This is a genomic window from Paraglaciecola sp. 2405UD69-4 (genome assembly GCF_047525415.1).
GTDB lineage: Bacteria > Pseudomonadota > Gammaproteobacteria > Enterobacterales > Alteromonadaceae > Paraglaciecola.
Genome location: NZ_JBLIXM010000002.1, coordinates 507047 through 529597, shown reverse-complemented (window position 1 = coordinate 529597; position 22551 = coordinate 507047). Strand labels below are relative to the sequence as shown.

Annotated in this window: 18 protein-coding genes; 14 read left to right on the top strand and 4 right to left on the bottom strand. The window is 38.8% G+C overall.

All coding sequences use genetic code 11. The features are described from left to right. The first annotated feature begins 238 nt into the window (after window positions 1-238). The gene (locus ACMUMK_RS08790) at window positions 239-1639 is read left to right on the top strand and encodes an amidohydrolase family protein (RefSeq protein ID WP_414700754.1); all 1401 of its coding nucleotides are present in this window, start codon (window positions 239-241) and stop codon (window positions 1637-1639) included. A gap of 101 nt (window positions 1640-1740) precedes the next feature. On the opposite strand, the gene ACMUMK_RS08785 is transcribed toward ACMUMK_RS08790, so the two are convergent. The 3 genes from ACMUMK_RS08785 to ACMUMK_RS08775 form a co-directional block, all read right to left on the bottom strand. Then, entirely contained in the window at window positions 1741-4410 is a 2670-nt protein-coding gene (locus ACMUMK_RS08785) for a M14 family zinc carboxypeptidase (RefSeq protein WP_414700753.1), read from the bottom strand. A 91-nt stretch (window positions 4411-4501) separates the two neighbouring features. Beyond that, on the bottom strand, window positions 4502-5953 hold the full coding sequence (locus ACMUMK_RS08780; protein WP_414700752.1) for an ATP-grasp domain-containing protein: 1452 nt from the start codon (window positions 5951-5953) through the stop codon (window positions 4502-4504). Then, window positions 5953-6885, bottom strand: coding sequence for an ATP-grasp domain-containing protein (locus tag ACMUMK_RS08775; protein ID WP_414700751.1), 933 nt, complete (start codon window positions 6883-6885; stop codon window positions 5953-5955). Before ACMUMK_RS08775 ends, ACMUMK_RS08780 begins: the two co-directional genes overlap by 1 nt. A gap of 421 nt (window positions 6886-7306) precedes the next feature. Here ACMUMK_RS08775 and ACMUMK_RS08770 point away from each other — a divergent pair, with 421 nt between their 5' ends. From ACMUMK_RS08770 to ACMUMK_RS08755, 4 genes are all read left to right on the top strand, one after another. Then, on the top strand, window positions 7307-8398 hold the full coding sequence (locus ACMUMK_RS08770) for a M20 family metallopeptidase (protein ID WP_414700750.1): 1092 nt from the start codon (window positions 7307-7309) through the stop codon (window positions 8396-8398). A gap of 391 nt (window positions 8399-8789) precedes the next feature. Further along, a complete protein-coding gene (locus ACMUMK_RS08765) occupies window positions 8790-9155 on the top strand; it encodes a response regulator (RefSeq protein WP_414700749.1) in 366 nt (121 codons plus the stop codon). Next, complete coding sequence (locus tag ACMUMK_RS08760) at window positions 9152-9730, top strand: chemotaxis protein CheC (protein WP_414700748.1); 579 nt, start codon at window positions 9152-9154, stop codon at window positions 9728-9730. Before ACMUMK_RS08765 ends, ACMUMK_RS08760 begins: the two co-directional genes overlap by 4 nt. 6 nt (window positions 9731-9736) lie before the next feature. Further along, window positions 9737-11032, top strand: a complete 1296-nt coding sequence (locus tag ACMUMK_RS08755) for an ATP-binding protein (RefSeq protein ID WP_414700747.1) — start codon at window positions 9737-9739, stop codon at window positions 11030-11032. Window positions 11033-11091: 59 nt separating this feature from the next. Here ACMUMK_RS08755 and ACMUMK_RS08750 read toward each other — a convergent pair whose 3' ends face one another. Continuing rightward, the gene (locus ACMUMK_RS08750; RefSeq protein ID WP_414701393.1) at window positions 11092-11622 is read right to left on the bottom strand and encodes a DUF2062 domain-containing protein; all 531 of its coding nucleotides are present in this window, start codon (window positions 11620-11622) and stop codon (window positions 11092-11094) included. Between the two features lie 51 nt (window positions 11623-11673). Between ACMUMK_RS08750 and ACMUMK_RS08745 the strand changes: the two genes are divergently transcribed. The 9 genes from ACMUMK_RS08745 (at window position 11674) to ACMUMK_RS08705 (ending at window position 22483) form a co-directional block, all read left to right on the top strand. After that, window positions 11674-13941: a DNA internalization-related competence protein ComEC/Rec2 gene (locus ACMUMK_RS08745; RefSeq protein WP_414700746.1), complete on the top strand. Its 2268-nt coding sequence runs from the start codon at window positions 11674-11676 to the stop codon at window positions 13939-13941. Between the two features lie 235 nt (window positions 13942-14176). Beyond that, window positions 14177-15949 carry a lipid A export permease/ATP-binding protein MsbA gene (msbA, locus tag ACMUMK_RS08740; protein ID WP_414700745.1) on the top strand — a complete coding sequence of 591 codons (1773 nt, stop codon included), beginning with the start codon at window positions 14177-14179 and terminating at the stop codon, window positions 15947-15949. Further along, complete coding sequence (gene lpxK / locus ACMUMK_RS08735; protein WP_414700744.1) at window positions 15946-16956, top strand: tetraacyldisaccharide 4'-kinase; 1011 nt, start codon at window positions 15946-15948, stop codon at window positions 16954-16956. Before msbA ends, lpxK begins: the two co-directional genes overlap by 4 nt. A 10-nt stretch (window positions 16957-16966) precedes the next feature. After that, window positions 16967-17164: a Trm112 family protein gene (locus ACMUMK_RS08730; protein WP_414700743.1), complete on the top strand. Its 198-nt coding sequence runs from the start codon at window positions 16967-16969 to the stop codon at window positions 17162-17164. A 47-nt stretch (window positions 17165-17211) separates the two neighbouring features. After that, window positions 17212-17973: a 3-deoxy-manno-octulosonate cytidylyltransferase gene (gene kdsB, locus ACMUMK_RS08725; protein ID WP_414700742.1), complete on the top strand. Its 762-nt coding sequence runs from the start codon at window positions 17212-17214 to the stop codon at window positions 17971-17973. 3 nt (window positions 17974-17976) lie between these two features. Then, window positions 17977-18639, top strand: coding sequence for an SDR family oxidoreductase (locus tag ACMUMK_RS08720; RefSeq protein ID WP_414700741.1), 663 nt, complete (start codon window positions 17977-17979; stop codon window positions 18637-18639). A gap of 353 nt (window positions 18640-18992) precedes the next feature. Then, on the top strand, window positions 18993-19610 hold the full coding sequence (locus ACMUMK_RS08715; RefSeq protein ID WP_414700740.1) for an ANTAR domain-containing response regulator: 618 nt from the start codon (window positions 18993-18995) through the stop codon (window positions 19608-19610). Between the two features lie 15 nt (window positions 19611-19625). Beyond that, entirely contained in the window at window positions 19626-20723 is a 1098-nt protein-coding gene (locus tag ACMUMK_RS08710; protein ID WP_414700739.1) for a CmpA/NrtA family ABC transporter substrate-binding protein, read from the top strand. 293 nt (window positions 20724-21016) lie between these two features. Then, complete coding sequence (locus ACMUMK_RS08705) at window positions 21017-22483, top strand: NarK family nitrate/nitrite MFS transporter (protein ID WP_414700738.1); 1467 nt, start codon at window positions 21017-21019, stop codon at window positions 22481-22483. Window positions 22484-22551 lie beyond the last annotated feature (68 nt).

Genomic DNA, 22551 nt, shown 5'->3' with positions numbered 1-22551 from the left:
TGTGCCACATCCTGATATTACTCAATAGGGCTTACTGTATGGCCTGATGCTGAATTACTGTTAGTCAATGCTGCATCAAAATTGTGCGATTGACGTATTTTGCCCAAAAAGCGCTCAGGTTTTATGGATAAGAAATGGGCTATGAGTAGCGGTTTTTATTCTATATAGTTTGGATGCATATTCAGCATTACTGCTAACCAACAAGGTATAGCTATGAAATTAATTAAAGGAGTATTGATTGAATTACCTGATTAAAAATGCTGTCGCAACGATTGAGCCTCAATTGTTAGATACAGTAGAAGCTGTTAGTCATAGCATGGAAAATGCCGCTAAAGATATCCGAATTAGTAAAGGCATCATTGTTGAAATGGGCCTGGGTTTACCTTTACACCCCAATGAAGTTCTAGTTAATGCTAGTGATTGTGTGGTGTATCCTGGTCTTGTGAACACCCACCATCATCTAGCTCAAAGTGTTTTGAAAGGCATTCCAGCGGGATTAAATTCTGATTTAGGTCATTGGTTAGCAGAGGTGCCGTTTCGTTTTTGGCCCCATATAGATCCTCAGCTTATGTACGATGCAGCTATTTTGGGATTAGCCGAGTTGCTGCGCTCTGGCGCTACAACATGCTGTGATCACCATTATTTGTATCACGCTTCTGTAACACCAGAAATTGAAGATGCTCTATGGCAGGCGGCAAGTGATATAGGAATGCGCTTAGTATTGTGTCGAGGCGGGGCTACCGCTACAGGCAGTCATAAAGGTTTGCAGAAGGCTGCAATTACCCCCGAAACAATTTCCCAAATGTTAAACCGCTTAGACGATACTAGAAGCCGCTATCATCAGGCTGGACCCAATGGGATGCGCCGTTTGGTGGTGGCACCTACAAGTTTAATCCACAGTACTAAGGCGGAAGATTTAAAAACCTTAGCAGCTTATGCTCGTAACTATGATTTGAAAATGCATTCTCATTTATTAGAAGTAGATTTTGATGAGCAACAGTGCCGTAACCTGTATGGGAAATCTGCTGTGGCTTATGCGCAGGGGTGCGATTGGCTAGGTGAAGATGTATGGTTTGCTCATTTAGTGAAAGCATCATCTCAAGATATAAATTTATTGGCTAAAAGTGGCACAAGTATTAGTCATTGCCCTACCTCTAACTGTCGCTTAGGCAGTGGTATCGCGCCTGTGGTGGCTATGAGAGAAGCCGGTATGAATATCACATTGGGCGTTGATGGCTCAGCCTCTTCAGAAAGCGCTTCAATGATCCAAGAGTTAAATTTAGCTTGGCTGTTACATCGCAGTGGCCATGGTGCAAATGCAACGAGGGCAACTCAAGTTGCACAGTGGGGAACCCAAAATGCAGCTAAACTCTTGGGGTTAGATGCCATTGGAGCATTAAGCGTGGGGAAAGCCGCTGACTTAGTATTATTTGACATTAGCCATTTTCGGTATTGGGGCATGCATAGTAAATCTGTTGCTCCCATTATTGCTGGAGAGCCAGTTTCAGTGAAGACCTGCTTTATTAACGGCAAGTTAGTGATAGATGACGGCAATATTAAAGGGATAAATTTAGCTGATAGACAGACAAGTTTGCTGCAAGGTTTGGCTAGATTGAAACAAAAAGTCGGGGATTTTTAGCTTAATTCCTCCTCTTTTAACGAATAGAATTATCGTTAAAAGAGGAGGGGCTTGGGTTATCTAATTAGATGTTATCAAGCAGTTGTTTACATTCTTCAAGACTACTGGCTATCAATGTAGCTCTTCAAATCGTCACCTTGTTGGGTTTCGATATCTTCAGGATCTAACTCTATAACAGGGATTGTTTGTTCAACACTAAAGTGAACGCACCCAGGTACAGAAAAGTTTGGAACATTGTCGTAACTAAATACTGCATAGTATTTAGGTTTGTTAGGGTTACCGAAACTATCATAGGTGTATTCATCCGGACCACCGTAAAGCTTCACTCCATCAAATGGAGAGCGGGGAGGGTGAAAACAATTTCGAACTACAAATGAACCAACAAAGTCTGGATCTTTAGGGTTTTCCCAGAGGATTTTCACTTTATTATTTTCAATTTTAGTTCGAATGTTAGTAGGTGACTCTAATGGCGTTTTCTTACGCTCAATATATTCAACCACTAATTTAGGTTGTAAGTTTTCTGTCGGGCTATTTACCCAATCTACTAATTCATCCTGTCCATCTCTAAAGCCAGAGGTAGCTCTAATTAAGAAAAATGCTTGGGCATTATTCTCATAAAGGCTCTCTAATTCACCGCGGCTGTAGCTGTCAAAATCAAAATAATGGGTTTTCTTGTTGCGCAGTTCGGCGTTACTCACTTCGTAACCAATATATTGAATGCTCTCACGTTGCTTCATACTTTCAAAGCTAAGCTCTTCAAAATCGGCTAGCTCCACAGTAAAGCGAATATCCTTTTTGGCGCTAAGAGAGTTGTGATTAGACAATTGCAAATAGGCATTAGTAATGACGGTACGCTTAGGATCTGGCATAGAGTGCAATGCAAAAGCCAGTTGCCCATAAATTTTATTGCCTTCTTTGTCATAGCCGCTTTGCAACTTACCCGTCACATTTCCTGCTGCCATTATTGTGTTTACACTAGTAGGTGATATCTCCACTTTGTTAGCTTGACGGGTGTAAATAATTTCTAGGTTAGGACGATAATGAATACCAGAGCCAAATCTGCCGTAGCCGATATCAAACTGCATCATTTGTGAGTCGGCACCGTTAGGCAGTGTGGTTGGGCCATCTATACGCAGTAGAACTTTTCCTGTTTTTAGCTGCTCTTGTAGGATTGCGCGCTCTTTACCATTTAATTGCCAATCACTCCATACCCCTTGTGTGACCCTATCAGATTCAATAGTTTGCCCAGCATGAATCACGGTTGCGTTGGCTATATCATTGTAATCTCGTATATTTGGTACGCTTGAGGCATCTAAAAATGAAATGCCCCATTCACCATAAGACTCTAATTTAGCACTCACACGGTTCATCGGATAAAGAGAGAAGCATGCTTCTTGGATTTCTGCATCGTCGGGTAATCGGTCTAATGAGAACTCAATTACGCCATAGCATGCTCCACGAAACTTGTTTACCCCAATAAAAAGAGAATTTAAGCCAAAATGTTCGTGGTTCTTTTCTTGAGTGTATTGCCCCACATAACCAATTTGTGTGGCCGGTGGAAACAGTGTTTTACTGAATTGTTCGTGAGCAAGTAGGGTTTTTATTTTTAATTCAGGCGCATATGGGCCCTTAATTTTTGTATCTAAAGAGACACAACGAATTTTATAAAAATACAGTTGTCCACTTTTAAGTTGGATATCACTAAAGCTTAGAGATTTAGTGATACCTACTAAGTTGTCATCGGTACATGGGCTTTTGTGGTGAGTATTTCGATATACTTCGAAATATACATTTTCGCCCTCAGGGTATTCCCACTCTAAAGTAATACTATTTTCTGTGACCTGGGACATATTGACGTTGTCAGGTCTTGCTGGTGCTAAATCAGAATAGTTAACCGCTGAGTGTAACGCATGGACTAAAGCTGGAATATTCTCGTTAACACTCTGAGACATATTCTCCATGTAATCAGGAATGTTTTTAGTTCCTACTTCCACAACGGTTGCTAAGATACCTTTGCTGTAATAGTACTCTCTACCACTACCATTTATTAAGTTAGTAGGGGGCTTACCTCTATGTATCCCGTACTTTCTGCCGGTTACTTTTTCAATTTCAAATGCCATATTGGCACATAAGGTATTTAAGTCTGTTGTGTCTATCTCTGCTTCATGATCAAATTTATGAGCAGGGAAGAATACATTTCCTTGAGAATGGTAATCTAAAGAGACGGTAATGTTTTTGTGGTCTTCAACAAAGTCTCTGATCGCACAGGTTTCAGGTTCCGAAAACGCGCTAGGACCTCCATAAATATTTGATGAAGTGTCGGTACGAGCTTTAAACCTAACGCCAAAGTTACGGTTAAGATCAACTCCATAGGTACCATCGCCATTATCTCGACGATTCTTACGCCAAAATGAGAAGTGGGTACGAGAGTATTCAAAGCCGTCTGGGTTTAGACAGGGGACGATATAAAGCGTATTTCGGGTTAATGCATCTTGTAATTTAGGATTAAATTGATAGTTATCAATTATATATTTTATAAAGCTATTTGCTAATTCAATACCTATCCACTCACGGGCATGAATGGTACCCGTATATAAAAGTGCTGGTTTTTTATCGGCATTGTGTACATCAAGACTGATCGTCGCCAACATAATTGGGCGACCTTCCCATGTTTCACCGATGCTTTGAACTTTTATTAAGTCTGGGTAATCCCGGGCGGCATCGTCCAAAAATTCCATGGTTTCTTTGTACGAAAAATACTGTTTTTTCATCTTTTCTCTTAACTATAATTGAGTAATGTTTGGTGTGATACCCCATTAGCCTCAATGGCGCAAAACGAATGCGCCGCTATTAGTTCCATCATTATTGAGGCGATGAGTGAATGTATTCTTGCCATGTTTCCAATATGCTTATTACTTTCTTCTCACCAATATTTTTTACTTTGTAAAATTCACTACCGTCGTTCTGTAGTGTTTCACGGATCGTCGGTAAGTCTAAGGTTTCAAAAATTAGTGAAACTTGCTGCTTACCAAAGCCCTTAATACTACCAAAAAATTCACTGAAAGCCTCGGCTGTAAGCTCAACTGTTTCTACATTTTGTTCATTTTCAACTATTTCTGGTGACTCTTCGAATTCATCGGCAACTTTTATATCCGAATCTTCAGATAAAACTTGCGATGCTTTAGGTTCATCATGACTTACTTTTGGTAAATCGGCTTTCTTATTTTTCAAATAATTATCTTGGCGATTCCAAATATCACTTGGCCACTCTTCTGATGTTTCAGCGGTAGTAGGTAAAATAGGGTAGTTATCGTCACTGATTTCAGTAAACAATTCACCGCCATCACAGCTTGGCATGACTTGTTTACCAAAAGTAATATGGCGCATGGTACGTAACACGTTAGAGCTGATTTTACTAAGCTCTTCCCAGTTATATAAAGGAATATAAGGGAGTTTGAATTGACCTTTAGAAAACTTCCACATTAGATACTGGCCAATCCAATCTCGTATATATGGAAAGGCAGCAAAGGCAGTTGCACATTCTAAGATCCTATATTTACCATCAACACCAACGGCTATGTCACATGCCCAATACTCTGCTTTTGCAGCTTTAGACACTTTTACAGATAAGTCTAAGACTTCTTGAGGCACATCTTGGTAATCCATTGATCCACCTTGGCTGGTATTTGTTAGCCACTCACCTTCAGGAGGGCGTCGCCAAAATGCACAAACAGGCTTATGCCCAATAAGCATAACGCGAATATCAGCAGCCATAGGGACGAAATCTTGTAAATATACAGGGTAGTATTTCTTCTCTTTGAGTAAGGTGTTTGCTTCCTCATAGCTATCTACTTTATGTACAAAATAGCCCCCATAGTTAGAAGGCCCGTATGATTTTTTAATAATCTTTGGATACTGAGTTTTCTGCAAGAATGCATCTGCTTCTTGCTTTTCATAGTAAATCCGTGTTTTGGGGATAGGAATGTCATATTTTTCACAAAACAGTGTGACATTTTCCTTTGATTTGTTAGAAAACTGAGTGTCTAAAGAGGGTATAAATTGTACTTCAGGTAATGCATTACTTATCTCTCTAAAGGTTTCGTAAGCGGTTGCTGGAATGTTACCTATGAGTATTTCTATTTTTTTGCGCTTTACTTCGTTAATGAAACGCTGTTTGTCATTACGCCAGTGGTAAGTAACAACCTCAATTTTATCAGGCCATCCTTTAAAGTTTGATTTGTCGAAAAATCTTAAAACATGATCTAAATACAGTAGACCAATTTTAGGTAATGGGGACTTGGCATTTTTTTTCATTACTGTTTCTCTTCTACTATTCTTTCGATTAAATTAACGATTTTTTCAATTTTAAGGGAGTTGAAATCTAATCCTAATTTTTCCTGTTCAGGGGTCGCAAATGCAGGTATGCCGTTTACTTCTAGCACTACATATTCTTCGGTATCTAAATCATATAACAAGTCTACACCTGCTATTTCTAAACCTGTCACTTTTGCTGCTTTAATTGCTAACTCAATGATAGCATCATCAGGTTGACGTAATATGACAGAGCCACCACTGGTAATATTTGTTTTCCAATCATCTTCTGGTGCACTACGTCCGTAGCAACCAACAAACTCACCATCTACTATGTCTATTCGGTAATCAGTTTTGTCATAATTGATAAATTTTTCTAAATAGAAATGTTTCATGTCCATTCTATTTAAAAAAGGTATGAGAATATCTAAAGAACGTTCATTTTCAATCTTGACTATACCATTACCGCCCCAACCATCTGTAGGCTTGTATACTACTTGGCCTTGCCATTCACGGACGGTATTTTTCAGTAACTGAATGTCAATATGATTAATCAAACGATAGTCAGCGGTACGAATGCCTGCTCTGTTTAACATATGAGCGGTTAAAAACTTGTCTTCTGTTAAAGCGAACGCTTGATAATTATTAATAGTAGGAATTGAACGACTTAACGCATTATATAAGTAAACTTGATAGGCTGTTTGCCCCCCTGCATTGTATGAGAAGAATGCTGAAAGCTCTTCCATACAAATACCATTACAAACAATTTCACCACCGTGGGCTGTTGCATTAGCCATGTCTAAGCTAGGGATGGTCTTTATATTTTTTTGACTTAAGATGTCAATAATTTGCCTTTGGATCTCATTACCGCCACTGTTTTGGTACATCCACATACCAATTGTCGGCTCTAACCCAGAAGTTGTACTTGAATGCATAAAAAAACTCTCCGTTAAACTTAATAGGGCTCAACCCCTGTGCTAATTAAATATGATTACATCATTTACTTTAGGGACTTAAACTAGATGACCAGCAATTTTAACGCCAATAACAAAGAATAGTTACGACTTTAGTTGTATATTAGTAAACATAACAAAGTGAAAGCACTGTGATGGATACCAATTCAAATTGATTGTAACTCAATAACTTAAGTGAAATTATACTTAATTGAAATTAGAAACGCACCATAACTGCATTTAAACTATCCAATTTTGTACTTTGTTGGTGCGCTTGTAGTTTGTATTTCGAATAACTGAGTCCTAGATATTATAAATGTAACGATTTACCGGCTAAATCATCTTGGTATCTCTATTGCAACGAATCTAGAACTTGCACGCATAATAAATGGTTGGAGTGACTGTGAACTTTACTGAACTTGCACAAATTATTAACCTAAATTCTTATACTAAAAATAAACCCGGGGTTGATGAAAACGGAAAAATATTTGCACTATGGATGGAGGCAATAGGGTTTGAAACGGAGATCTTTGCAAGAGAAGAAATCGGAGACCATCTACTATTTAGGTCACCTGTAGTCGAGGGCAAAAAGCGTGTGTTGTTACTTGGGCATCTAGATACTGTATTTCCACCAGATACGTTTACCGACTTTTCAGAAGACAAAGATTGGGTTTATGGCCCAGGTGTTTGTGATATGAAAGGGGGGAATGTGGTGGCTTTAGAAGCGCTGCGACATGTGAAAGAGCAAGATGGCAAAATAGCCAATATTGATATGCTATTGGTAAGTGATGAAGAAAGCGGTAGTGACGATAGTAAGCACCTAAGTGCTGAGCTGGCAAAAGATTATGATGTTTGTTTAGTATTTGAGGCCGCAGGAGTTGATCATGAGGTGGTTATCGCTAGGAAGGGAGTAGGAACCTTTTTTATTAATTTAGAGGGTAAAGCTGCTCATGCGGGAAACCATTATGTGGATGGTTGCAATGCTAATTTAGCCGCTGCGCATATGATTATTGCATTAACAGAATTAACAGATCTTGCGAAAGGGACCACAGTTAATGCAGGAAAAATAAGTGGTGGAATAGGTGCTAATACTATTTCACCAAAAGCAGAAATAATTGTCGAGACTCGTTACACACAGTCGGCTGAAAAAGAGCGGTTGTTGGCAAGCCTAGAAGCAATTTGTGCAAGCCCTGCGGTAGAAGGAGTAACTGCTACTTTGTCCGGTGGTATACAAAGAGATGTGATGCAAAGCTCTTCTAATCAAATGACTTTGTTGGCTCAAATAGCTGGTATTTTGGGATACCCCCTAAAGACAGAGAAGCGAGGCGGGGTAAGTGATGCAAATATTGTATCTTCTGCTGGTGTCGCTACGTTAGACGGTTTTGGTCCTTTTGGGGATGGCGATCACACTATTTTGGAACGTGCTAGCAAAGCAAGTTTTACTCGCCGCATAGATGAAGTTAGTAAAATTTTATTAGATTTTAATGGGGCGTAAGCCCCTGTGAAATTTTGGAGTAGCACTAAAAGTTACTGGCCAAATCTAGCTACTCTACTATTGTTATGATGACGTAAATATACCCAAGTTGTTAACTATCTGTCGCTTGGGTGCTGTCTCTATTTTTCAAGCTATCTTTTCGATTTATCAAAGTTTAATTTACCCGCAAGGTAAATGTGTACTGTGTATCCTCATTGTTGACCCCATCAAAATATTAAGATGACTAAAGCTAATTTTCTTTACATTTTTGGTTGGTTTTATTTACCCATAAGTTTAGTAATATATTCCATAGTATGTTTAAACATAACTAAATTTTTTTAGTTTTGGTTAGTTTGTTCTACTTTTAGTAAGAAGCAATTTTTAAGTTCTTAATTATTATCAGGAAAACAGTATGCCAATACCTGTAACAATCGCAGACGACTCTGCTTTATCACGAAAGAACGTGCGCCGTGCAATTCCAGAAGAGTGGGACGTTAGTATATCTGAAGCTAAGAATGGACAAGAGGCCGTAGATGCCATTGAAGCAGGATTGGCTGAAATTTTATTTCTCGACCTTACTATGCCTATCTTAGATGGCTTTGACGTGCTTCGGTATGTCAAAGAGCATAACAAAAAGACTGTTGTGATCGTGATCAGCGCAGACATTCAACCTAAATCAGTAGAGCTCGTAAATTCTCTTGGGGCTTTTCGCTTTCTTCAAAAACCTTTAAAAGGCGAGGAATTAAAGCAAACATTGCATGAAGTAGGTTTAATATGAGTGATTTATTAACAGAAGATCAAAGAGACGCGCTACAGGAAATGATGAATATCTCAATGGGTCAGGCGGCAAAGTCATTGGCCCAGCTTATCGATGTTCAAATAACCCTATCCATTCCTACTATTAATGAAGCGAGCCCTGAAGGTTTGGCTGAGTTATTAGACCACAGTAAAGATACTTGGTATGCAAGACAGTCATTTTTAGGGCAGATTAAAGGCGAGGTCTTGTCTTTAATTAGTAAAGAAGGCTGTGACGTAATGGGTGACTTAATGGATTATGAGAAGCCTTTGTGTGAGGCACAAACACAAGAGTTAATCCTAGAGTTAACCAATATTTTAGCGGGTGCGTGCTTGAGCGGCTTGTCGACCCAGCTGGAATTAAAGTCAAACTTAAATATGCCTACTTTGTTCAACGAAATAGCAAAAGAGAAAGCCAACTATAAGTGGGGCACAGTGTTATTGGTAGAGGTATGTTTTAGTATAGAAAGCTCAAGCTTTAATGCCAGAGTTGTGATTTGCTTAGAGGAAAATTCAATTGTTGCCTTAAAAAACAGTTTAGATGCATTACTGGGGTAAGGCTGAATGCATAAACCTGAATTACTAGAGAGCTTACTTCGCAAGCTGCCAATGGGAGCTTGTATGGTCGACGTTGAATACCGTATTGTGTTTTGGAATGATTTTTTTGCTAACCGTTTAGAGTGTAATGAAGAGGAGGTATTAGGTAAGTCTATTTTGGACCTGTTTCCAGAGCAGGCTAAATTTTTAAAGAAAAAAATAAACAGTGTGTTTATTTTAAAAAATGAGAGCTTTTCTTATTGGGAGCAACGGCCCCATATCTTTAACTTTTTAAGCTCTCGGCCAGTTACCGGTGAAGAAACACTGATGTTTCAAAATATGGAAATCTTACCCCTAAAAGATAGTAACCAAGAAGTACAGTACGCCTGTATTACTATTCAAGATGTAACGGCACAAGCGAGCTATTATAATGACTTATCCCACGCAGCTGAAGAATTAGAACAGGAACACAAAGCCCAAGCTGAGCTCATCGAGAAGCTAGAAGATGCTAAAAGTCAGTTGGTGCATTCAGAAAAAATGGCATCAATTGGGCAATTAGCTGCGGGAGTCGCTCACGAGATAAATAGCCCAATAGGCTTTGTATATTCCAATATTCAGACACTACAGAAATATATTGATTCCTTGATTAAAATAACTGAGTTCTCCAGCAAGTTGATTGATAAAACCGGTCAAGATATTCATGTTAAGTTGAAGTCTGATTTTTATGAACGTCAAGAGTTTGATTATATTAGAGAAGATATTGTTGATTTAGTAGATGAGTCACTTGATGGCGCTAAAAGAGTAAAGGCGATTGTAGAAAGCCTCAAAGAGTTTTCACATTCAGATGCTACCGAATGGGGCAATTCAAGTCTTGTTGATGGCATTGAAAGCACCTTGAAAATTGTCAATAGCCAGTTTCAGCATAAAGTAGTGTTACATAAGGATTATGAGGCTGATATTCCTCCTCTTTATTGTATGGGAATGCAGTTAAATCAGGTGTTTATGAATTTGTTAGTTAATGCTGGTCATGCTGTTGGTGACAGTGGTTCTATTTTTATTAAAGTATATAGTGAGGGTGAGTTTCAAAAGGTTAGTATCCGAGATACAGGTTCAGGAATTAAAGCGTCACACCTGTCTAAAATATTCGACCCATTTTTTACAACAAAAGCCGTTGGTAGTGGCACGGGTTTAGGGCTATCCCTATCTTATAATATCGTTAAAAACCATGGTGGAGACATTACAGTTACCAGTGAGGAGGGAGTTGGAACTGAGTTTATCGTTAGCCTTCCGATTGAAAACAATTCCCCCGCAAAGGAAGATTAGTATTGTGTTACTAAAAGGGGGCCCTATTTAACGTGGTGAGTGCTTGGTAGTCTAAATGGCTATTTTACTATTTTAGACCGACGTTTTTTCAAGCGTTGTTGCCAGGCTTTAATCACAGACAAGCGCCATAAATAATTGAAACTAATAAATCCTAATGTGCTAGATACGATTGAACATATCAAGCAGCCTACTAAAAAGGCTGGTCCTATTGTTTCCATACTTTGTACAACCCAGTGCCAGCTTAATTCAAATGCAAACTCTTGGGTTTTCGTGCCTAAAACCGCAGTGCCAATAAGGTAGGCTCCATAAAAAATAGGAGGCATAGTAAAGGGGTTTGTGATCCATACTGTCGCAACAGATAATGGTAAATTTACCCGCAATGGAATGGCCATGCCAGCAGACAACCACATTTGAAATGGCAATGGAATAAAAGCAAAAAATAAACCTACTGCAACCGCTCCTGCAGCTGAGCGTCTATTTAAGTGCCACAAATTTGGGTCGTGTAAAAGTGTCCCAAATACCGACAGTACTTTTTGCTCTTTGATTTTCTGCGGACTAGGCAAAAAACGCTTAATAAACTTTTTCAGAATTATTCTCTATACTTATTTTAGTCAAGCAATGGAAGGCATGATGCAACTACTATGGACAGTAAACTTTTCAGTTTTATTGCAGCAGCAATAACAAGTCTAATTTGGACTCATTTACCTTCCATTTTTAGCATTATTTTTCTTATTATCGTCATTTTAGCTTTTGCAAAGCGATATGCTCATTTTGCTTGCTTTTTAATTGGCATTATCTGGATGGCGAGTGTAGGTCATTGGCAATACTCTTTGCAACTACCAACAGAGCAGACTTCTTTACCAATTGTAATTTTAGGTAAGGTAACCACCCTTGTTCATCAGCATAATGATGTTCGTTTTAATCTTAAATTGTCCCACATAAACGCAGAAAAATTAACTTTTTCTCGAAATATTAGAGTGAGCTGGCGTAATCCTCCATGGTTAGTTCAACAGGGACAAATACTGAGGCTGGAAGTTAAGTTAAAACCACCCCACGGCTTAGCAAATGAGGGAGGGTTTAATTATCAGCAATGGTTATTTAGTAAGAATATTGTTGCTACAGGTTATGTCAAAAATAATGAAATCAACCAATTAGTAGAAGATGAAATTACAGTTCGCCAGGCGTTGTTAAATTCACTACTTGCTTTGGAGTTAGAGCAAGTTTCTTGGATTGCCGCGTTATCACTAGGGTATAGGGGGCTATTAGAGCAAGATGATTGGTTATTAGTGCAACAATCAGGTATTGCTCATCTTATAGCTATATCAGGCTTACACTTAGCTATGGTGGCAAGTGTTAGTTACTTTCTTTTTTCTTGGCTTATTGCGGGGCTTGTGAGCCGGTTTAATAGACTGCACTTGATTAACCTCCATCTTATGGCGATGGTGTTAACGCTTTTTACTACATTCATTTATTCATCAATAGCTGGGTTTAGCCTTCCAACATTGCGAGCTTGGTTGATGCTGGTTATTGCAAGCTTGTTGTTTTTATCTAGTCATAATGTCAAAGCAACAAGACAGATTCTTATAGGTTTTACGAGCTTTCTGGTTTTATTCCCGCTGAGTATATTTGGGTTGAGCTTTTGGCTAAGTTTTTCAGCTGTTTCCATTATTTGTTTTGTATTTTGGCGCTGGCCGGTGACAAAAGCTGAGTTTTCAGTTTCTACTGTTTTTTTAAGTATGTTGCGGGTTCAACTTTGTTTAACATTTTTAATGTTACCAATTGTTGCGTGGCAATTTTCTTACGTATCCATAGTATCGCCTTTGGTTAATTTAATTGCTGTACCCTTTGTAACGCTATGCATTTTACCCTTATGCTTAATGGCAACGCTCTTGATTTGGCTATACCCGGAATTAGCTAAGCTGATGTTTGCTTGGGTTGATTATCTGATTGAAAAAAGCATGGAGGGTTTAAATGCAACCTTAGATTTTCCATGGGCAGCAATTGAGTTACCTGCTATGCCATTAACAGTGTGGCTGCAAGTGCTAGTTGGATTTGTATTGCTTCTTTTGCCTGCATTTGTTTTAAGTAAAAAATGCTTGGTGGTACTGGTCATTCCCTTTTTTAGTTATCTTTTGAGCAGACAAGATAGTCATTGGCAAGTTGATGTTTTGGATGTAGGGCAGGGCACCTCTGTATTAGTCACTAAAAATAACCAAGCTCTGATTTATGATGTAGGTGCGAGTTACCCCAGTGGTTTTAATATGGCTGACAGCGTGTTATTGCCCATATTGAGAGCTAAGGGGATCCGCGTTCTTGATATGCTTGTGATAAGCCATGGTGATAATGACCACGCAGGGAGCTTACCCTACTTAGAAAAAGGTACGCGTATACTGCATGTTATAACCACTGCCGACCTATGTCGTGAAGGCTACCAATCAATTTGGCAGGATTTACATATTGAAGCTTTTTGGCCTGATGATCCCCAAAAACATAGTGATAATAACAGCTCATGTGTCCTTAAAATATCTGGTGGCAGCAAATCAGTTTTGCTACCCGGTGATATAGATAAAGGTATAGAGAAAGTGTTGATAGAAAAATATGGTTCTGATTTAAAAGCTGATGTTCTTCTAGCGCCACATCATGGCAGTAATACCTCTTCTTCACTTAACTTCATTCAGCATGTCAGTCCCGGCTATGTAGTATTTAGCCAAGGCTTTATGAACCGCTGGAGGTTTCCAAGGCCAGAAGTAGTGGCAAGGTATCAACAAGTATTTGAAGAAAACAATATCCCACAACAGCAAATTTACTCCACATCTGAAACGGGGCAAGTGTCATTTACACTAACTGAAACTATTCAAGTAAGAACTTACCGAAAAGATATTTATCCCTATTGGTATGCCAACTTTTAAGCTGTGTTTTGGCTAATACCGCTTCCATTTCTGTTTATTTACGAGGTTACTTCTGTAATCTCAAATTTAGAGCCTTTTAATTGTTACGCCATTAAAGTTAATTTATTGAACTGTCAAAACTTAAGTGCAACAGGATAAAATTGAGATAATTTTTCATTCTTATTTGGGGTTTACCCCACCACCAGTTACACTAGCGAGTGTTTTAAAATAATAGAGTTTAGATAATTACATTTTCATGAGTAAAAACGAACCTTCCAACCTAGATTTATCCTCTGGTGTATTTAAGCGCTTTAGTGGCTACCTTAAAAATTTTAAGTTTGCATTCTTTCTAGCTGTTGTGGGAATGATTGGATATTCCGTTATAGATGTGATGGTTGTAGCACAATTAAAACCCATTGTTGATGATAGCCTAGGCAATGGTGATTACGGATATTTGCGCTTAGCTGCATTTTTCATTGTTCCTATTTTTGTGTTGCGGGGATTGTGTAATTTTCTCGGTACCTACACAGTGGCCTGGATAGGTAATCATGTAGTGATGCAAATGCGACAAGAGCTATTTAGTCGTTATACACATTTGCCCGTTGCATTCCACGATAATAACCCTAGCGGACAGCTTATATCTAAAGTTACTTATGATACAGAGCAAGTAAAAGTCGCGGCAGCTAAAGCTCTTTTAACGCTTGTTAGAGACGGAGCTTTTGTTGTGGGCCTGTTAATTGCCATGTTTTATTATTCTTGGCAACTATCTTTGATTTTTATTCTAATTGGGCCATTGGTTGCCGTCATTGTGTCTGTTGTGAGTAAACGCTTTAGAAAGGTAAGTAAGAAAATTCAAGAAGTAATGGGGGATTTAACGTCTTCTGTTGAACAAGTTATTAAAGGCCACAAGGTGGTATTAATGTTTGGTGGTCAAGACTTAGAAGCTAAGCGTTTTGCCACAAAAAATAACTATAATCGTCAGCAGAATATGAAGCTAGTCGTAGCTAGAATTTTAAGCGTATCTTCCATTCAGGTGATAGCTTCTATTGCCCTTGCTGTGGTTTTGTATGTGGCAAGCTTCCCTAATTTAGTAGAGTCATTAACTCCTGGTGTATTTGTTAGTGTCGTTGTGTTTATGACTATGCTGTTAAAGCCTTTAAAACAACTGACGACCGTTAACAGTGAATTTCAAAAAGGTATGACAGCCTGCGTGAGTATCTTTGAGGTACTTGACCAGCAACCAGAGCAAGACACAGGCACTAAAGAAGTCCAACGAGTGGTAGGAAAAATAGAATTTAAAAATGTCACTTTTAGCTACCCTGGAAAAGAAAAGCCAGCTCTCAAAGACATATCATTTACAGTAAATGCCGGTGAAACCTGCGCTTTAGTTGGCCGCTCTGGTAGTGGTAAGTCTACAATTTCAAGCTTGTTGACACGATTTTACAATAATCAATCTGGGGATATTTCAATTGATGATATTCCATTGCCTGAGTTGCCACTGAAAAGCTTGCGAAAACAGTTTGCCTTGGTATCACAACATGTAGTTTTGTTTAACGATACCATAGCTAACAATATTGCCTATGGCTCTGAGGGCGCTGTAAGCCGAGAGCAAATATTAGCAGCAGCTAAAACTGCACATATATTAGAGTTTGTTGAGCAGTTGCCTAATGGCTTAGATACTATGGTAGGTGAGAATGGGTTTATGTTATCCGGTGGTCAGCGCCAAAGAATTGCCATCGCTAGAGCCTTGTTGCTTGATGCCCCTATTTTGATATTAGATGAGGCAACCTCTGCTTTAGACACTGAGTCAGAGCGTTTGATACAAGATGCCTTAGAAAAGCTCCAGAAAAACCGCACCAGTATAGTAGTTGCACATCGACTATCAACAATAGAAAACGCTGATACTATTTTAGTGATTGAAGACGGTAACATAATCGAAAAAGGAGATCACCAAAGTCTAATCGCTGAAAATGGCCATTACTCTCAATTGTATCAAATGCAATTTAGTGAGGAGTCAAAGAAACAGTGAGTTTCATCGACAAACTTTGGTACTCACCAACTTGGTATCATTGGCCTGTATTAGTTTTACTAGCGCCACTTTCATTGGTGTTTTGGGTTTTATCTGCCACAAGAAGGTTAGCCTTTAAAAAAGGAATAAAAAAGTCTTCGGCTGTAACTGCGCCTGTCATTGTGGTCGGCAATATCAGTGTCGGCGGTAACGGCAAAACACCGGTCGTTGTTTATTTGGCAAAACGGTTACGTCAAGAAGGTTATCACCCTGGAGTACTTAGTCGAGGCTATGGAGCACAAGGGGATGTGTCTTATCCACATACTGTATCAGCAGCATGTACTGCACAGCAGGTTGGAGATGAGCCTGTTTTGATGCGACAACATATAAATTGTCCTCTTGTTATTGATCCCATTCGTGCAAGAGGGGCTAATAAGCTTGTCACTGACCATAAATGTGACGTTATTATTTGTGATGATGGTCTGCAACATTACGCTCTACAAAGAGATATTGAAATTATTGTCATGGATGGGCAGCGGCTTTGTGGTAACGGTTATTTATTGCCTTCTGGTCCGCTTCGAGAAGGAAAGTGGCGCTTGTCTACAGCAGACTTTGTAATAAAAAATGGCGGTGTAGCCAGCAATGGCGAATACTTAATGGCTTTAGAGTCTGGGCGTTTAGTAAATGTTAGCCATCCTAATAAAAGTTTATCGATACACGACCTTAAACAAGAAGTGACGGCTATTGCTGGCATCGGTAACCCTGAGCGATTTTTTACATTGTTAACTAAAAAGGGTGTAAAGCTTAAATCTACAAAGAGTTTTGTTGATCACCATAGTTTTACAGTGAAAGATATACCTGAAGGTACTGTACTAATGACCGAAAAAGATGCGGTTAAATGTCGCTCCTTCGCCCATAAAGATTGTTGGTATCTTCCCGTTAATGCCCACTTGCCTCAGCAATTTGATATGAAGTTATTACAGCAAGTAAAACAAATTTTAAATGATAAGAAGAGATACTCAAAGTAAAGGAACCCCTATGGCTTTTGATAAAAGACTGTTAGAGATATTAGCCTGCCCAGCATGTAAAGGTAAGTTGATATATCAAGCAAAAAACAACCAATTGATTTGTAAGTTTGATAGATTGGTTTTCCCAATTCGTGAACATATACCTGTATTGCTTGAGTCAGAAGCTAAAGAGGTGTCTAGTGATGAATTGGAAACTCTCTTAAAATAACTCTTAGTTATCATTGTTGTTCAACACTTAGGTAGTGAGTCAAATCTATGGAATTTAGCGTCATCATTCCTGCTAGATATGCGTCTAGCAGGTTTCCCGGTAAACCTTTGATAAATATAAAAGGTAAGCCTATGGTTCAACATGTTTACGACCGTGCAATCGAATCGGGGGCAGCGAATATAGTTGTTGCTACGGATGACGTAAGGATAGCGAATGCCGTTGAATCTTTTGGTGGCCAATACTGCATGACTGGAGATCACCACGAGTCTGGCACTGAAAGGTTAGCCGAGGTGGTTGAGAGGCAAAAAATGTTGTCCCATGAAATAATTGTTAACGTGCAGGGCGATGAGCCCTTTATTCCTGCTGAAAACATCCAGCAAGTTGCAGAAAATTTACACCAGCATCAACTGGCAGAAATGGCAACGTTAGCCGTCAAAATTACAGATATAGAAGATGCTTTTAATCCTAATACCGTAAAAGTGCTGACGGATAAGTTAGGTTATGCCCTCTATTTTTCACGTTCGACTATCCCTTATGATAGGGCTAGATTTTTAGACTCCGATTCTATTGATGAGATAGGTGATTTTTACTTTAGGCACATAGGTATTTATGCGTATCGTGCAGGCTTTATTAATCAATATGTAAATATGTCTCCTTCCGGTTTAGAGCAAATTGAATCCCTAGAGCAGCTTAGGGTGTTATGGCATGGTAAAAAAATACATGTAGAAGAAGCAAGAGTTACCCCTCCCACGGGTATAGATACGCCAGAAGACTTAAAACGTCTGTTACAAACTATTGATAAGGTTTAAATTATGCCAAGCGCTGTAATAACTGGAGCCAATAGAGGTATTGGGTTAGAGCTAGTAAAGCAATACATTGCCAATGGTTTTCAGGTTTATGGACTTTGTAGAAAAAACAGCGATGCTTTAAAGCAAACTGGTGCAATTGTTATTGAAAATATGGATCTTAGTAGCGCTGATGCCATACAAAACTCTCTAAAAAAACTTAAAGGTGTTGGTATTGATATTTTGATTAATAATGCCGGAGTATTAGCTGATGAAAGCTTGCAGAGTATGTCGGCAAGTTCTATTGAATATCAGTTTAAAGTGAATAGTTTAGCCCCCTTATTGGTTACCCAAACATTAAAAGAGCAGTTTAATCCAGGTGCAAAGGTGGGGTTAATTACCAGTCGTATGGGCTCTATGGCAGACAACTCATCTGGTGGTAGGTATGGATACCGTATGTCAAAAGCTGCACTTAATATTGCAGGTGTGTCTTTAGCTCACGACTTGAAGCCCTTAGGTACGGCGGTGGCGATTTTACATCCTGGTTACGTACAAACTGATATGGTTAATCATAATGGTGATATTTCTGCAGCCGAGGCCGCTAAGCGCTTGGTCAATCGCATGAATGAACTAAACCTTACTAATACAGGCACTTTCTGGCATTCAAATGGTGAAATCCTTCCTTGGTAGGCAATGCTACTTATACTCAATAATACCCTAAGTTATTGATAAATATGCTGTATATGGACTTCAAGCAGAATTAAAACACGACTTTATTCCATGTTCAGCGTCTATGTATTCTTTAATACTGGATGCTGATTGCGTCTATCTTAGATGTTTTAGTCCCTTAAAATTTACTTAATTGTTAAAAAAATGATTCAAGTCGCTTTGTTTTGGTGCGTTTGCACTTTTTTAGTTTATTTTCCATTGCGTGTATTTATTATTATCCCTATAAAACAAAGGGGTTGCTAAGTTTTTATATTGGCGTACGAATTGCAAAACACTACGCATAATATATTTCCCGTTCTTATTGGGGTCTTAACTTGCAACAAAGTGTTTTATCTTCCGATAAAGAGGTGGTTACACCTGAGTTACGAATCTTGCTGATAGATGATGATCAACAGCGAGCAGACTCTCTTACCTGTGTTTTAAACAACTCTAGATACAAAATTACCCATTTGGCGAGTCCAGATATAGCCTTGTTAAAAAAGGTAGATGAGATTCAACCAGATATTATCGTTATCGATATTGAATCCCCCAGTCGAGATATACTCGATAGCGTCAGTGCTATTTCACACTATAACCCTAAACCAGTTGTCATGTTTTCAGCGGAAGAAGATACCAACACAATTAATCAATCTATTGAATCTGGGGTGAGTGCGTATGTGGTAGGAGATTTAAACCCTGAACGGGTGAAGCCTATTCTAGATGCAGCAGTCGCACGATTCAAAGCGTATCAAAAAATTAAAACAGAACTAACAGACACTAAACAACAGCTTGCTTCTCGAAATACAGTTGATCAGGCTAAGCGTTTGTTAATGAAGAAAAAGAACTTATCTGAAGATGAAGCATTTAAAGCCATGCGCAAGACCGCAATGAACTCAGGGCAAACGTTAGATGTTGTTGCCAAAACTCTCATCTCATTGCTTAATAATTTTTAAGGCTATCACTTTATAATGATTACACCCGAACAAACTAAACTAACGGTTGGATTTATTCCCCTTACTGACTCTGCTCCTCTCATTGTAGCTAAATATATGGGGTTCTTTGAACAGTGGGGATTAGATGTTAGATTACAAAAACAAAACTCTTGGTCAACTCTCAGGGATAAACTGCATGCAGGTCTATTAGATGCGGCGCAAATGTTGGCTCCTATGCCACTTGCCAGTTCGTTAGGCTTGCGTTGTGCTCCCACAAGAGTCATAACTCCATTAGTGCTTAGCTTAAATGGTAATGCTATAACCTTATCTGAAAAACTGCATCAAGAAGTGCTTAAAGAAAATGGGTTGGCTGATGTAACTTTACCCCTAGCTGCTTATTTACTTCAAAAGGTCATACGCGTCAGGAAAGAACAGAATAGGCCAAGACTTAAATTTGGTACGGTTTTTCCGTATAGCTGTCATTATTATCAACTAAAAGATTGGCTAGCGTCAGCGAATATCACAGAGCAAGATGTCGATATCACAATAGTGCCGCCCATAAATATGGTTGGTTATTTAGAAAGTGGAGAAATAGATGGGTGTTGTGTCGGTGGCCCATGGAATGCAAAAGCTGTGCGAGCAGGCATAGGTTTAACAGCTTTAACCTCTTTTGATATTTGGCAGGATTCACCAGAAAAGGTATTAGGGCTATTAGAAAGTTGGCAGCTGAAAAATCCTAATACAGTTCTTGCACTCACAGCAGCATTGAAACAAGCCTGTAATTGGTTAGAAACCATACCTAACAGGTTTGAGGCTGCAAGATTATTAAGCTCAGAGCAGTATCTAGATGCGCCAACAGAAGTAATTGCGCCGTCTTTAATAGGCAGTTGCTTAACTCATATTGATTTACCCCCAAGAGCAATACCGTCTTACAATCAGTTTTCAAAGTCCAATAATGGCTCGATAAATGTACCTGAATATATAAGAGGGGAATGGCTGATAAGCCAAATGGAAAAGGCTGGTCAATTAGCTTCAGTTAAGGTTCCTAATGATTTTGTTAAACATGTATTTAGGCCTGATTTGTATCAGCAAATGCGAGAGCATCTCAAAGATATTGAAGGTCAAGGGTTATAACCAAGGTGCTATTGTGCATTTTTGGTGCGTTCGCACAGTTCTGGTTATATTCTTTTTGTGATATTAAGGTTGGTTTTTTATAACCTCATGAAATATATGGTAATTGTTATTTGGTACAAATATTGCCTTTGTATTTTCAAACTGAACAATTGAATGTTGTCAGTCTTTAATTATTAATCCATTTTGTAGAAGTAAGCTTCTACGATTAGGCAACGTAGCCCATATAAATAACATGTTTACATGTTGTTTTTATGGGCTTTTTTGTTTCTAATTTCAATTAGCGAGAGAAAGCAATGAGCGCTGAAAAATTTAATCTTTTGTCATTTACAGGCAAAATGAAAACCCTCCACCTTTCATGGATGGCATTTTTTATAACCTTTATGGTTTGGTTTAATATGGCACCTTTAAAAGGCGCCATAGTAGACGGCGTGGGGTTAACACTTAGTGAGTGGAAAACCTTGTTGATCATCAACGTAGCATTAACTATTCCTGCTCGCGTTATTATTGGAGCATTAACTGATAAATTTGGCCCTCGTATAATTTACTCTAGCCTTTTGGCTATTTGCTCTATTCCTTGTTTTGCTTTCGCATTAGCGGACAGCTTTACACAGCTTCTTATTGCTCGATTCGCCCTAGGTTGTATTGGGGCTGGTTTTGTTGTTGGTATCAGAATGGTAAGTGAGTGGTTCCCGCCTAAAGAACTGGGTACAGCTGAAGGTGTTTACGGTGGTTGGGGGAACTTTGGTTCTGCTGCAGCTGCGTTTACCTTACCTACACTTGCTGTGCTTTTTGGTGGCGAAGATGGCTGGCGTTATGCGGTTGCCCTTACTGGATTAATGAGCTTAGTGTTTAGTTTTGTTTATTTTAAGAATACAACTGATACCCCAAAAGGTTCTACTTATTTTAGACCTAAAAACCTAGGTGGCATGGAAGTCACAAGTGTTAAAGACTTTTATCTTTTATTACTCATGAAGACACCTATGTATTTGGCTTTGGCCTTATTAAATTGGAAATTATCTCCACAAGGTGTGTCTTTATTGTCAGAAAATGTGGCTTTGGTTTTATATATTGCCCTTGCGTCTTTATACCTGTACGACTCCTATGTTACCTACAAAGTGAATAAAGATATTTTTGTAAATCCAGTGCCTGAGGTTCATCAATATCAATTTAAACAAGTTGCTGTGTTAAACATATTGTACTTTGCGACATTCGGTTCTGAGCTAGCCGTTGTGTCTATGTTACCTGCTTTTTTTGCTGAGACTTTTGAGTTGAGTATGGCCACCGCAGGACTATTGGCAGGCATGTATGCATTTATGAATTTAATGTCTCGCCCAGGTGGTGGGTGGTTATCTGATAAGTTTGGTCGTAAGAAAACCCTACTTATTTTAACTGCTGGCTTAGCATTAGGATATGCAAGCTTAAGCCTAATAGATGCCACTTGGCCAATTTGGCTTGCAGTTGTTGCTGTTATGGCGTGTTCTTTTTTTGTGCAGTCAGGGGAGGGTGCTGTGTTTGCAGCTGTACCTTTAATTAAGCGCAGATTAACAGGGCAAATTGCTGGTATGACAGGTGCGTATGGTAATGTCGGTGCAGTTGTCTATCTAACTGTTTACTCTTTGGTAGATACCTCTACATTCTTTATGGTTATCGCGGGTACGGCAGTAGTAGGATTTATTACGCTATTGTTTATGCAAGAGCCTAAAGGAGCCATGACTGAAGTACGTGAAGATGGTAGTGTCGAGTTAATTGACGTTACATAATTACTCAAGTTATTAAGTTAAATTTTTAAAAAGGATAACAGTTAATGGTTATCCTTTTTTGTTTTCTA

Excerpts from the sequence above, each read along its gene's own strand:
- ACMUMK_RS08785 (WP_414700753.1), bottom strand. The coding sequence starts at position 4,410 with ATGAAAAAACAGTATTTTTCGTACAAAGAAACCATGGAATTTTTGGAC.
- ACMUMK_RS08780 (WP_414700752.1), bottom strand. The coding sequence starts at position 5,953 with ATGAAAAAAAATGCCAAGTCCCCATTACCTAAAATTGGTCTACTGTAT.
- ACMUMK_RS08775 (WP_414700751.1), bottom strand. The coding sequence starts at position 6,885 with ATGCATTCAAGTACAACTTCTGGGTTAGAGCCGACAATTGGTATGTGG.
- ACMUMK_RS08765 (WP_414700749.1), top strand. The coding sequence starts at position 8,790 with ATGCCAATACCTGTAACAATCGCAGACGACTCTGCTTTATCACGAAAG.
- ACMUMK_RS08760 (WP_414700748.1), top strand. The coding sequence starts at position 9,152 with ATGAGTGATTTATTAACAGAAGATCAAAGAGACGCGCTACAGGAAATG.
- ACMUMK_RS08755 (WP_414700747.1), top strand. The coding sequence starts at position 9,737 with ATGCATAAACCTGAATTACTAGAGAGCTTACTTCGCAAGCTGCCAATG.
- ACMUMK_RS08745 (WP_414700746.1), top strand. The coding sequence starts at position 11,674 with ATGGACAGTAAACTTTTCAGTTTTATTGCAGCAGCAATAACAAGTCTA.
- msbA (WP_414700745.1), top strand. The coding sequence starts at position 14,177 with ATGAGTAAAAACGAACCTTCCAACCTAGATTTATCCTCTGGTGTATTT.
- ACMUMK_RS08730 (WP_414700743.1), top strand. The coding sequence starts at position 16,967 with ATGGCTTTTGATAAAAGACTGTTAGAGATATTAGCCTGCCCAGCATGT.
- kdsB (WP_414700742.1), top strand. The coding sequence starts at position 17,212 with ATGGAATTTAGCGTCATCATTCCTGCTAGATATGCGTCTAGCAGGTTT.
- ACMUMK_RS08720 (WP_414700741.1), top strand. The coding sequence starts at position 17,977 with ATGCCAAGCGCTGTAATAACTGGAGCCAATAGAGGTATTGGGTTAGAG.
- ACMUMK_RS08710 (WP_414700739.1), top strand. The coding sequence starts at position 19,626 with ATGATTACACCCGAACAAACTAAACTAACGGTTGGATTTATTCCCCTT.
- ACMUMK_RS08705 (WP_414700738.1), top strand. The coding sequence starts at position 21,017 with ATGAGCGCTGAAAAATTTAATCTTTTGTCATTTACAGGCAAAATGAAA.